The sequence below is a fragment of the Chryseobacterium jejuense genome, from assembly GCF_900100075.1.
Lineage (GTDB): Bacteria > Bacteroidota > Bacteroidia > Flavobacteriales > Weeksellaceae > Chryseobacterium > Chryseobacterium jejuense.
This window is the reverse complement of the sequence record NZ_FNEG01000005.1, coordinates 12,056-24,104: the sequence shown is the minus strand read 5'-3', so window position 1 is coordinate 24,104 and position 12,049 is coordinate 12,056. Positions and strand designations below refer to the sequence as shown.

Annotated in this window: 15 protein-coding genes; 6 read left to right on the top strand and 9 right to left on the bottom strand. The window is 35.0% G+C overall.

Annotated features, from left to right (window positions below):
• Positions 1-251: 251 nt before the first annotated feature.
• From tnpA to gldB, 9 genes are all read right to left on the bottom strand, one after another.
• Positions 252-680, bottom strand: coding sequence for an IS200/IS605 family transposase (gene tnpA, locus BLS98_RS15250; RefSeq protein WP_089737379.1), 429 nt, complete (start codon positions 678-680; stop codon positions 252-254).
• A 283-nt stretch (positions 681-963) separates the two neighbouring features.
• Positions 964-1,476, bottom strand: coding sequence for a DinB family protein (locus BLS98_RS15245; RefSeq protein WP_089737378.1), 513 nt, complete (start codon positions 1,474-1,476; stop codon positions 964-966).
• 112 nt (positions 1,477-1,588) lie between these two features.
• Positions 1,589-2,035 carry a GNAT family N-acetyltransferase gene (locus BLS98_RS15240; protein ID WP_089737377.1) on the bottom strand — a complete coding sequence of 149 codons (447 nt, stop codon included), beginning with the start codon at positions 2,033-2,035 and terminating at the stop codon, positions 1,589-1,591.
• A 7-nt stretch (positions 2,036-2,042) separates the two neighbouring features.
• A complete protein-coding gene (locus BLS98_RS15235; RefSeq protein WP_089737376.1) occupies positions 2,043-2,519 on the bottom strand; it encodes a nuclear transport factor 2 family protein in 477 nt (158 codons plus the stop codon).
• A 19-nt stretch (positions 2,520-2,538) separates the two neighbouring features.
• On the bottom strand, positions 2,539-3,678 hold the full coding sequence (locus BLS98_RS15230) for a cystathionine gamma-synthase (protein WP_089737375.1): 1,140 nt from the start codon (positions 3,676-3,678) through the stop codon (positions 2,539-2,541).
• 104 nt (positions 3,679-3,782) lie between these two features.
• On the bottom strand, positions 3,783-4,106 hold the full coding sequence (gene gldC / locus BLS98_RS15225) for a gliding motility protein GldC (RefSeq protein WP_089737374.1): 324 nt from the start codon (positions 4,104-4,106) through the stop codon (positions 3,783-3,785).
• 25 nt (positions 4,107-4,131) lie between these two features.
• A complete protein-coding gene (locus BLS98_RS15220; protein ID WP_089737373.1) occupies positions 4,132-6,330 on the bottom strand; it encodes a thioredoxin-like domain-containing protein in 2,199 nt (732 codons plus the stop codon).
• Between the two features lie 5 nt (positions 6,331-6,335).
• Positions 6,336-7,238 carry an ABC transporter ATP-binding protein gene (locus BLS98_RS15215; protein ID WP_089737833.1) on the bottom strand — a complete coding sequence of 301 codons (903 nt, stop codon included), beginning with the start codon at positions 7,236-7,238 and terminating at the stop codon, positions 6,336-6,338.
• A 77-nt stretch (positions 7,239-7,315) separates the two neighbouring features.
• A complete protein-coding gene (gene gldB / locus BLS98_RS15210; RefSeq protein ID WP_181575090.1) occupies positions 7,316-8,302 on the bottom strand; it encodes a gliding motility lipoprotein GldB in 987 nt (328 codons plus the stop codon).
• Between the two features lie 46 nt (positions 8,303-8,348).
• Between gldB and BLS98_RS15205 the strand changes: the two genes are divergently transcribed.
• The 6 genes from BLS98_RS15205 (at position 8,349) to BLS98_RS15180 (ending at position 11,990) form a co-directional block, all read left to right on the top strand.
• Positions 8,349-8,987: a leucine-rich repeat domain-containing protein gene (locus BLS98_RS15205; RefSeq protein WP_089737372.1), complete on the top strand. Its 639-nt coding sequence runs from the start codon at positions 8,349-8,351 to the stop codon at positions 8,985-8,987.
• A 10-nt stretch (positions 8,988-8,997) separates the two neighbouring features.
• Complete coding sequence (locus BLS98_RS15200) at positions 8,998-9,519, top strand: GNAT family N-acetyltransferase (protein WP_089737830.1); 522 nt, start codon at positions 8,998-9,000, stop codon at positions 9,517-9,519.
• Positions 9,520-9,524: 5 nt separating this feature from the next.
• Positions 9,525-10,046, top strand: a complete 522-nt coding sequence (locus BLS98_RS15195; protein WP_089737371.1) for a GNAT family N-acetyltransferase — start codon at positions 9,525-9,527, stop codon at positions 10,044-10,046.
• Positions 10,046-10,579 carry a GNAT family N-acetyltransferase gene (locus BLS98_RS15190; protein ID WP_089737370.1) on the top strand — a complete coding sequence of 178 codons (534 nt, stop codon included), beginning with the start codon at positions 10,046-10,048 and terminating at the stop codon, positions 10,577-10,579. Before BLS98_RS15195 ends, BLS98_RS15190 begins: the two co-directional genes overlap by 1 nt.
• 13 nt (positions 10,580-10,592) lie before the next feature.
• Entirely contained in the window at positions 10,593-11,387 is a 795-nt protein-coding gene (gene nadE, locus BLS98_RS15185) for an NAD(+) synthase (RefSeq protein ID WP_089737369.1), read from the top strand.
• An 87-nt stretch (positions 11,388-11,474) separates the two neighbouring features.
• The gene (locus BLS98_RS15180; protein WP_089737368.1) at positions 11,475-11,990 is read left to right on the top strand and encodes a ribonuclease domain-containing protein; all 516 of its coding nucleotides are present in this window, start codon (positions 11,475-11,477) and stop codon (positions 11,988-11,990) included.
• The last annotated feature ends 59 nt before the right edge of the window (positions 11,991-12,049 follow it).

The following is a 12,049-nucleotide window of genomic DNA, read 5'->3' as shown; positions in this document are numbered from 1 at the left end:
GATGGTTTATCGGGATGTTTTTTTAAGTTTTGACTAAAGCCAATGGATTGGGTATACAATTAAAAGACGGGCTAAAGCCCGTCCCTAATGATGTTTTTATTTATGTTACTGTTGTCTATAATGAAAAAATAGGATATTGTGTAAAATTATAATGTCGTTTTAAATAATTTTCCGCTATTTATCAAATTCAATAGGAATGGGCTTTAGCCCATTCAACAATAAATTAAACTCCATCTGGCTTTAGCCAAAACCTACATTTTTAAATTATATTTTTCAATAAATTCCTGATATTCCTCTGTAAAGCTTTTTTTCTGATGATGTTTTTCCTGATTTTTAATATAATTCCTCACTGCATCTAATTTGGTTTCCGAAACAGAAACTGCAAAGTATTCATCCTGCCATGCAAATTTATCTTTGGTAAGCTGATTTTTATTGATCCAATAAGATGATTCTCCCTTCAATAATTGTACAACTTTTTCTATATTTTGATCGGATCCTAGGGAAATCAGACAATGACAATGGTCTGAATATCCATTAATCATGTCTAAGAATATTTCTTTTTCTGAGGCGTACTCTTTGATGTGCTTCCATATCTTTATTCTCAGATCAAATGTATTGAGATAGGGAATTCTGTTTCTTGTTGAGAAAACTATGTGAACGTAAATTTTGATAAAGGACATTTGTGTTGTTTTTATCAAAAATAATGTTTTTTAAATAAGTTTTGGCTAAAGCCAATGGATTGGAGTGTAAAATTAGAAGACGGGCTAAAGCCCGTCCCTATTGATATTTTTTATGTGTGTAAATTATAAATGCATTATTGTTTATGGATGAAAAAATACGTGTCTGACCTTATTGTTTAAAATAAATTTTACGATATTTTATCAAATTCAATAGAAACGGGCTTTAGCCCGTTTAACAAAAAACAATACATTCCATTGGCTTTAGCCAAAACTTACTATTTCATTACATCCATCCCAATTTAGATAGGTATCTCTCTTCAATAATATTCAGATGATGGTAATTATGTCCAATAATCAATTTTGCTATGGTTTCCACTGAAATTTCATGTCCATTAGCTGTACCAATATTTTGTAACGCTTTAGGATTCATGGTTTCGATTAGAATTTGAGAAGATTTTCTTACGAGTTTGTATTCATCTAATAAAGATTCCAATGATCTTTCACTGGCGAAAGACTGATCTGCATATTCATTTTCATCAAATCCCGGAAGATTATTTTTATCACCTCTTGCAAAGGCTAATATTCTGTATTGGAAAACTCTTTCCGTATCGGATAAATGAAGAAGTAATCCTTTCAGTGTCCATTTGCCTTCAGCGTAAGCAAATTTTGATTGCTCTTCAGTAAGATTAGAGTAAATTCCTACTGTTTTATCTTCTGATATTTTTAACTCAGGGAACCAATCTTCTGATGGAATCTGATCTAAATATCTTTGAATATATTTTTGAAAATCTGTCATGTTATTTTGAGGTTATAAGTTAAGATGCGTGGTTCGAAATACATGTTAATAAGGTTCGAGGTAATAAATATGAGTTACAATACTTTATTACTCATTCCCCATTGCTTATTACTCATGAATTGCTCCACTCGTAGAAATTCACAGAGTCATAAAGTTCAAAACCGCAGGAAGGGTAGAGTTGGTTACCTACATCATTACCTTTTCCTGTTTCAAGCAGAATTCCGCAGGCATTTGAAGTTCTGCACAGTTCTTTTGCTTTTTCAATAAGTTCTTTGGAGTAGCCTTTTCCTCTATGGTTGGCATTAACGTACAAATCGTTTAGTAGCCAGTAACGCTGCATTCTGGTAGAAGAAAATATAGGGTATAATTGTACAAAACCAGTCAGGATTCCGTTTTCTTCTGCAACAAAAATTTCAGAGTCTTTATTTTCAATTCTTTCGTGAAGAAAATCTGAAGCAGCAGGAATATCAGATGATTTGTGATAGAATATTCTGTATTGATCGAACAGTTCAGCCAGTTGGTATAAATCTGCAAGGGCGGCTTTTCTTGTGTTTTTCATAGAGGTATTAGTGATGATTATAGCTTAGAACACGCTTAAGTTTCCATTGGTTATTTTCTAAAATCCACAAATGGGTAAACTTTGCCTGTCCTGCTTTTTTCCATAGTCCATCTTCCATAAAAAAGAAATCGTGATTTCCTTCCTGTATCAATCCATAAAGTGTTTTATCTTTATGTAAAGGATATACTTTCATGCTGTTTGCAACCAACTCCCGTTTCAACTTATTCTTGGAACCGCAAATATTATTTTTAGCAGATGTAATAAATGCTTTCTTACCTAAAGTAACTCCTCCAATGTCATGATAAAATTCAAGATCGTCACTTATGATAGAATCATAATGAGAATGATCACATTTATTAAATCCTACATCAAATATTAGGCTGTCCAGCTTTTTTGCCGTTTTATATAATTCATCGGTTTCTTGTACCTGGGAATATGTAAATTGACTCAAAACTAATAACAATAAAATATGAATCTTTCTCATTATGTTTTATTTTTTTATGCTAAGAAAATGCTTTCTCCAGATCTGCAATAAGATCATCTGCATCTTCAATACCAACGCTTAAACGTACAAGGTCATCAGTGATTCCCAATTCAGCACGTTTTTCAGCCGGGATAGAAGCATGGGTCATTAAAGCAGGGTGGTTCGCTAAAGATTCTACACCACCTAAAGATTCAGCTAAAGTGAATACTCTTACTTTTTCAAGGAACTTAATGGCATCTTCTTTCTTTCCGGATTTGAAAGTGAATGAAACCATTCCTCCTGATTCCTTCATCTGAGATTTTGCAAGCTCAAACTGAGGGTGAGACTCTAATCCAGGATAAATTACTTTGTCAACTGCTGGGTGAGTTTCAAGGTATTTTGCTACAGCAAGTCCGTTATCAGAATGTCTCTGCATTCTTAATGCCAATGTTTTGATTCCTCTTAATACAAGGTAAGAATCGTGAGGTCCTAAAATACCACCACTTGCAAACTGAATGAAGTGAAGCTTTTCACCTAATTCTGCATCTTTAGCAATAAGAGCACCTGCAATAACGTCTGAGTGTCCACCTAAATATTTAGTAGCCGAGTGCATTACAATATCAGCTCCCAGATCAATTGGTCTTTGGATATAAGGGGTTGCAAAAGTATTGTCTACAGCAACTAAAATATCTTTTCCTTTAGCAATGTCTACTACAGCTTTGATATCTACCAATTTCATCAATGGGTTAGTTGGAGTTTCTACCCAGATTAGCTTAGTTTTATCTGTGATTACATCTGCAATTTTAGAAACATCATCAAAATTCACAAACGTGAACTTCAGCTGATATTTTTCAAAAAGTCTGGTAAACATTCTGTAAGTACCACCATAAAGGTCATCCACCGCAATTACTTCATCACCAGGGTTTAATAACTTCAAAACGCAGTCGATAGCCGCAAGACCGGAACCGAAAGCTAAACCTCTTGCTCCGTTTTCAATACTAGCTAAAGAATCTTCTAACGCCTGTCTTGTAGGGTTAGCTGCTCTTGAATATTCATATCCGGAGTGTACTCCAGGGCTTTTTTGTGCAAACGTAGAGGTTAAAAATACAGGAACGTTTACAGATCCCGTTGCAGACTCATGATGCTGCCCTCCGTGAATTACTTTGGTATTAAAATTCATAATATTTTATAATTTATCAATCTAACAGTGTACCAATTTACCAATGTTTTAGAATTGTTACACTGTTAAATTGTTTCATTGTTACATTTTTATTGTGAACGTTTTTACTTTATAGCTGATTTTACAGCAAACTCTTCCGCAATTTCTTCCAACCATTGTGCCACATCTTCCTCTCCGGTTGCTCTTTGGTAAGTATTTCCCAAGGAAACTAAAATCTGGTGGATAAACATCTTCATTTGATCTACAGGCATTTCTTTTGTCCAAAGATCTATTTTTAGAGCTTCCATAGTTTTATCATCCCATACAGAGATCATGGTAGCTTTTGTTTCCTCCTTTTCAATACCTCCATCCTGAGCATTCCATGTAATGTTTTCCGGAACATGGTTTTCATCTAACTCTACATCTATCGTAATCTGAGTTTTTCTCATATCAATCTAAAATTTTTTAGCAAAGTTAATACTTCTTCAGCTTATCCAAAATTTCTACGAAATTATCTTCATCAGGAAATGGACTGTTTAGGTTAAAAACTTTACCCACAGGATCAATAATAATAAACCTTGGAATGGATTGAATTTTATATTTGCTCATAAATTCAACAGCGTCAGACAGCCAGAACTGAGGAATTTTTGAAGGTTTTGTCTTTAAATAATTCTGCCATTTAGATTGACTTTCATCCAGGCTGATCGAGATAAACTGAATATTATCATAATAACGGTACTGGTGGCTTCTGGTATCAAATACCGGACGGATCTGCTTACAGGGTCCACACCAGGTAGCCCACAGATCAATAACCACATATTTGCCTCTGTATTGCGAGAGAAGATGAGATTTTCCCTGCGCATCAAGGAATTTTAAATCCGGAAATTGAGCTCCTTTTTGAGACATATTAAGCTGTTCAAGTTTGGATGCTGCTAATTTTTTATAATCAGTATTGTTCAGCAACTTAAATTCTCTGTCAAAAAGCTGATTTCTGGAAATGCTGTCAGATTCAAGTTCCATGCTTTTTACAAGATGTTTAGTCAATAGACGGTCCTTATTAAGGGTGTTGGGTAAAGTATTTAGCTTAACGAAAAGAATACTGTCCGGATTAGATAATCTTTCTTTATCTGTAAGCATCTGATCTAGTTTATACTGAAGGTAATCATCATTTTTGCTTAACAGAATAGTTGGATTGGTAATTCTAGCATTCAGTTCGTTTAAAAATGCCTTTGGAGCAGCGAATTTAGGATCGTCCCAAGAGGTCATTTTTCTGTAATTATTAATCTCATTCAAATACTGAATCGCCAATAGTTGTTTTCTGTATCCTAAGTATTCATCAGATAATGCATTGTTTTCACTGTCTGTGTAATGGCTGAGTCTGTCTATATTCTTTTCCCAGTCAGCCTGTGCCAGCTCATAAAATTTTGTAGGATTATCATTGTATTTTTGCTGTTCAATAGAGTAGGAAAGCTCATATCCAAATCCATCTTCTTTATTTTTATATTCCTGTTCCGCAGATCGATTAGTCGTAAGGAAATACTCTATATTAGCTGCATTGTACCGGATGTTAAAATCAAAATGATCGCCATTTCCCATCATAAAATCAATCTTTTTAGTACCAAACTCAAGGCTGTACTGATCGAATGGAAGCTGTTGGTTGGTTTGCCATAAAAAGATTCCGTTTTTGACAGCAGCACTTCCTATTTCTTTATGGAAATCTTTAGAGAAGATTTTTACAGAATCTATTTTCAGATCAGTTTCAATTTTCCCCTGAACCAATACACCGGTTCCTTCACTTGTATAAGACTTAGGTTTCTGTAAAATAAAATAGGCTCCTGCTGTTATAAGGATAAATGCAGATGAATAAAAGATCTGTTTTTTAGGGTTTAAAAAAGCAGTCTTAAACCCTTTTCCTTTATACCAGAAATACCCAACAATCAGAAATACAATAGCCCAGAATATGCTTAAATATTCACTGTAGGTAATGAAATGATTCAAACTTTTAATATTAGAAGCTTTGGAGAGAATATAGAGCGAATTATAAGGACAAAATGGAAGTGTGATTTTCTGAACCAAAGAAAATATATTGGCAATAAGCCCTAGAATTCCTATAAGAAAAGCCCAGATAAATCCAGGAAAAGCAACAGACACACATAACTGGAGAGCTGCAATTCCCAGTATGGCAACGCAAAGCCTTATGAATGTTTTTAAAGTCCAGACTGTATCAAAAGTGAGCAGTTTTACCTCACTAGGATGAAGATAATAATCTAATAATGAAAAAAGAATCGTAAACCCTATGTAGGCTGCAATACAAAGAAAGGTTAGGGCTAATACCACCAGATATTTTGAAAAATAAAGCTGAAATTTACTGATGGGCTGTGTTTCCATCAGCTGCCAGCCATTATTTTTATGATCGGTTTGAGCAATTCTGTTGGCCGCAATCACAATATAAAGCAGGAGCAGGAACATAGAAAATGCTTTAAGATTTCCGGTGATAGCATCTTCAAAAACAGAAAAAGGAAGATCTTCTGATGTAAAGAAACTGGGATTATTGATTTGAAATAAAAATCCTGTTACAGGAATTAAAAGTCCCATAACTAATGCCAGATATACCAAACCCAATCCTTTTATTTTCAGCCATTCGGTATTAACTAATGTTATTAATTTTTTCATTGGTGTTAATTTTTAGTGATTTCCATGAACCAGTCTTCCAATCCTGCACTGTTTCTGATCTCAAAAATTTCAGCATCTTTAAGAACCAGGATTTTAGTAAGCTTAGCAATATCCTCTTTGGACTGAACCGATACTTCTATTGTATGGTCGTCGATGATTTGTGGCGTATAATTCTCCGGAATATATTGCAGAAAGGCAGAAGGCTCATGTAAGCCTACTCTTACCCGGTTATGTCTATAATAAGTATTGAGCTCTTCAACACTTCCTGAAAATTTAATCGAACCATGGGAGATGATGGCCAAATGAGTGACCATTTTCTCTACTTCCTGTAATAAATGGCTTGAAATAAATATGGTGATTCCCTGTTCTTTATTCAGTTTCAACAATAACTCACGGATTTCCAGCATTCCGTTTGGGTCGAGACCGTTTACAGGTTCATCAAGAATTAAAAGCTCCGGAGATCCCAGAAGTGTCATAGCAATGGCAAGCCTTTGTTTCATTCCTAAAGAATATCTTTTCATCTTTACATTTCTGTTCTCCCAAAGATCAACGAGATGCAAAACCCTTTCACATTCCGAATCGGGAAGTTCTCTTAATCTGGAAAGAATAACAAGATTATCCCAGCCTGATAAATGATCGTAGAAAGCAGGACTGTCTATTAGACTTCCGATTTTTTGAAATCCATCAGGATAAAGTGAAGTAAGATTTTGATTAAAGATCTCAATGGCGTTATTCTCATCAGGAAGATTTCCCAACATTACTTTCATGGTGGTAGATTTTCCAGCTCCGTTAGCTCCCAGAAATCCAAAAATACTTCCCTTCGGAACAGAAAGACTTACATTTTTGAGAATGAGTTTATTTTGAGTGAATCCATAGCTTAGATCCTGTATGCTAATTAGGTTTTCCATAGACATTGTGTGATTGGTGTAAATAAAAAAAGACTTTCTGTAGTTACAAAAAGTCTTAGATAGGTATGAAATAACGGTTACTTTGTTACACTTGGCTTATAACCGGATTCGTTAAAAATTTGAGTAGCGTCCATTTTCAGGAAAGCTGTAAGTTTCGTGTCAGGCTTTTCCTTGAGATAGGCTTTACAGATCTGCCATCCTGTAAAAATTCCGATTTGTGGGGAAGATTCATTGTCTATTTCAGTATAGAACTTTGAGAAGGGCCCTGGAGCAATAAAACGCTCTCCTAATCTTGGATCATCGCCAAATAACAGGTTACTTTCCACAAAATAATTCCAGATATTGGCTTCATTGTACGTAGCCCATTCATATTGTTTTTTGGTATAATTCATTTTCAGATAATCTGGGAAATCGGGAAGGAATGCATCCTGAAGAATCATAACTTTTCCGTTAAGAATTACCTGGTCTATGAATTTTTGATGATCCGGAGATTCTGTAACAATATTTTCAGCATAAAGTTGAGAAACTTTCGGAACAATATTTTGTGGGTTCATCGATTTCTGGAAATATAGCTCCAACCCTTTGTAGTGAGCATTGCCATCCCCCATAAAACCAGTAATATCTATGAATAAAAAATTTCCTTTTTCATCATAAAAAATGGGGTCTTGAACCATTTGTAATGCTGATGAAAACAGATATACCTTTGGACTTTTAAACTGTGGAAAATAATGTTTGATATGTGAAAATAATCCCTGAAGATCTTTTTGCAATTTAGCTTGATCTATCTTTCCAATAGCTTCCTTATAGATCTTAATTTCTTCCGCATCAGCTCTTCTTTTAGAGAAATCCGCATCAGAAACGGTTCCCTGGAACCATGGAAACTGAGCTTTAAACTGATTTAATGGAGTATTTGGATTGTAAAACTCTTTGGAAATATCCGTCATTTCGATTTTTTCGGCGGTGTCTTTTACCTCTATTTTCCATTGGTTTTCAGGTTCTTTTTTGCAGGAGTTTAACCCCATAATTAAAACAGAAGAAACGGCAATATATCTGAAAATCTTCATTATTTTTACATTAAGTTTACAAAAGTAAGGATTAAATGGACATTTCATGATGAAATTTAAAATATTTACCGTTCTCATGGGGATTTTCGGTTTAGCTCTTTTACAGGGCCAGAAGCTTGAGTTTAAAGATAAAAATCTTGAAAAGGCAGTCATAGAAAATTGTGATGTAAATAAAGATGGAATCATCAGTCAGGCTGAAGCAGAAGCGGTTAACAATCTGTTTTTGGTTCAAAAAGGAATTACTTCCGTAGAGGACCTCCATTTCTTTAAAAATGTAAAAATGATTATGCTGGATGATAATGCCATACCTTCCATTGTTTTGAAAGATATGGATACACTGAACCTTTTTTCATGTACAGGATGTAAAGTAACATCATTTAAAGCGGAAAATCTGAAAAACCTTACTTCTTTGTATATAGATAATAACCTTTTGGAGGCTATTTCCCTGAAGGCAGTACCAAAAATTGACCAATTAACATTATCTTTAAATCAACTAAAAACGATTGATCTGTCTCAGCTGAAAAATCTAAGGAGACTGAATGTAGAACACAATAAAATCCAGCACATAGATATTTCAGGAAACCCAGCCCTACAGACTTTAAATGTAGACGGAAATAAAATGAAGGAAGCAGATATTAAGAAAGGATTAAAGACAGATGTTACCATTTTTGGAACTGATGAATAAAACTAATAATATGAAAATAGAAACCCAAAGACTGATTTTAAGAGAATTTGAAGATGCAGATTTTGAGCAGGTATTCCTTATGGATTCTGATCCTGAAGTGATGAAATATATTGGTGTACCGGTATCTACGGACATCAATGAATCTAAAAATGTTATTAAACTGATCCAAAAGCAATATGAAGAAAACGGAGTGGGAAGACTTGCCGTTGTTGAAAAAGAAAATGGAAAGGTTATTGGATGGAGCGGATTGAAATTATTAACCAAAGAAACAAATGGGCATAAGAATGTTCTGGAACTGGGATATCGTTTTCTACCCGAATCGTGGGGTAAAGGATATGCTGTGGAAGCGGGAATTGCTTCTCTGGATTACGGGTTTAATGAATTGAATGCAGAGACAATTTATGCATGTGCACATTCTGAACATGATGTTTCCAATCATATTTTAAGAAAACTTGGATTTGAGAAAACAGGTGAGTTTGAAGAGCCAGACGGCATTTGCTTTTGGTATGAATTAAAAAGAGAGAAAAAATAATTGAAATGATAATAGAAACAGAAAGACTGATTTTAAGAAAACTTGAAGAGACTGATGATGAACGCATGTTTCTTATGGATTCTGATCCTGAAGTGATGAAATACCTTGAAGCTCCTGTAAAAAGCAAGGAGGAATCAATGAAAGTAATCAAAATGATTCAGAAACAATATGAAGAAAATGGAGTAGGAAGACTGGCTGTAATCGAAAAAGAAAGCGGATTGTTAATAGGATGGTGCGGATTAAAACTATTAAAAAAAACTATCAACGGACATGTTGAAACCTTAGATCTGGGTTATCGTTTTATCCCTGAGTTTTGGGGGAAAGGATATGCGTGGGAAGCCGCAAATGCCACACTGGATTATGGTTTTAACGAATTGAAAGCAAATACGATATACGCTTATGCTGATTCAGGAAACACTGGGTCCAAGTATATCTTAACCAAATTGGGTTTTGAAAATACAGGAGAATTTGAAGACTCAGGGGTCAAGTGTTCTTGGTATGAACTTAAACGTGAAAAATATATGTAATGATAACAATAAGACAGGAAGAGGAAAAAGATTATGAGAAGGTTTTTATACTTACAGAAGAAGCCTTCAAAGATATGGAGCATAGTGACCATCAGGAACATTTTCTTGTTGAAAAATTAAGACAATCTGAGACATTTGTTCCTGAGTTGTCATTAGTTGCTGAGGAAGAAAATGGAGCAATTGCCGGACATATTTTGTTTACAAAACTGATCATTGAAAATGGTCCGGAAACCTTTGAATCCCTTGCTTTGGCTCCTGTTTCTGTAAAACCGGAGTTTCAGAATCAGGGAATTGGCGGGCAATTGATTCGGGAAGGTCATCTTATTGCTCAAAAATTAGGATACCAATCGGTAATACTGATTGGGCATGAAGATTATTATCCTAGGTTTGGTTACGAAAAAACAAGTAATTTTGGGATCTCATTTCCGTTTGAAATTCCGGAAGTTAACGGAATGGCTATTGAGCTGGTAAAAGACGGATTAAAAAATAAAAAAGGGATGGTGAAATATCCTAAAGAATTTGGAATAGACTAAAAAAATATAAACGATGCAGACACAAAAAGTGATAGATCATATCGTTGGCTGGTTAAAAGATTATGCCACAAAAGCCAAAGTAAACGGATATGTATTAGGAGTTTCAGGAGGAGTGGATTCAGGAGTGGTTTCTACATTGGCCGCAATGACAGGATTAAAAACATTACTGATCGAAATGCCGATCCGCCAGAAAGCTGACCAGGTAGACCGCGCACAAGACCATATGAACGACCTGAAATCCAGATTTCCAAACGTGGAGATTATGTCTGTCAATTTAACCCCAGCTTTTGAAGAGCTTTACAAAACTTTTGATGTACATGATGATCTGTATCCAAACGAAAAACTGGCATTTGCCAATACAAGATCCCGTTTGAGAATGCTTACCTTGTACTACTACGGTCAGATTAACGGACTTTTAGTGTGCGGAACCGGAAATAAAGTGGAAGACTTTGGAATTGGGTTTTATACAAAATATGGTGATGGTGGAGTAGACGTTTCGCCAATCGGAGATCTTTATAAAACCGAAGTTTATGCATTGGCAAAAGGATTAAATCTGATTAAAAGTATTCAGGAAGCTATTCCTACAGATGGGCTTTGGGATGTAGACCGTACCGATGAGCAGCAGATTGGCGCCACGTATCCTGAGTTGGAAAAAATTCAGAAAGAATACGGAACCAAAACAGCTGAGGAGTATGAAGGAAGAGATAAGGAAGTGTTCCAGATCTTTGACAGAATGCATAAGGTTGCAAAACATAAAATGGATCCTATTCCGGTTTGTGATATTCCTGAAGACTGGAGAGAATCATAAATAGGTGTACTCTTTTAGCAATGTAACAGCTTATAGTAATTGTTACATTGCTAAAATGATACATTGTTACATTAAACAATTATTATTATGAACAGTAAAATAAGATCTGTATTTTTTATCTGTCTTGGGCTTCTCTTCGGGATGTCTGTGATGTATATCTATAATAATTTTATTAAAAGTAAAGACCATGCAACTTCGGCTAAAACAGAGGCAGTAAGTTATGGAAATGCTTCTACAGAAGATCAGTACAATGCAGGAAGTTCATCAGCTCAGGTTTCTATTGAAAAACTGACTGAAGAAAAAACGGTTATTAACTATGTAAAACAAAACCATAAGCTTCCAGATTACTATATCACTAAAAGAGAGGCAAGAAACCAGGGCTGGAATCCTTCCAAGGGAAACCTTTGTGAAATACTTCCCGGAAGAGCTATTGGCGGAGATAAATTTGGTAACAGAGAAGGAAGACTTCCGGATGGAAATCAATATTTTGAAGCTGATGTCAACTATGATTGTGGCGGAAGAAATGCAGACCGTATTATCTATACTAAAAACGGAGACGTTTACCTTACCAAAAACCATTATAAGAGTTTTGAAAAGCAGTAATCGTCATTGCGAGGAGCAAGGCGACGAAGCAATCTTTTCATTACAATAAATTCTATAGG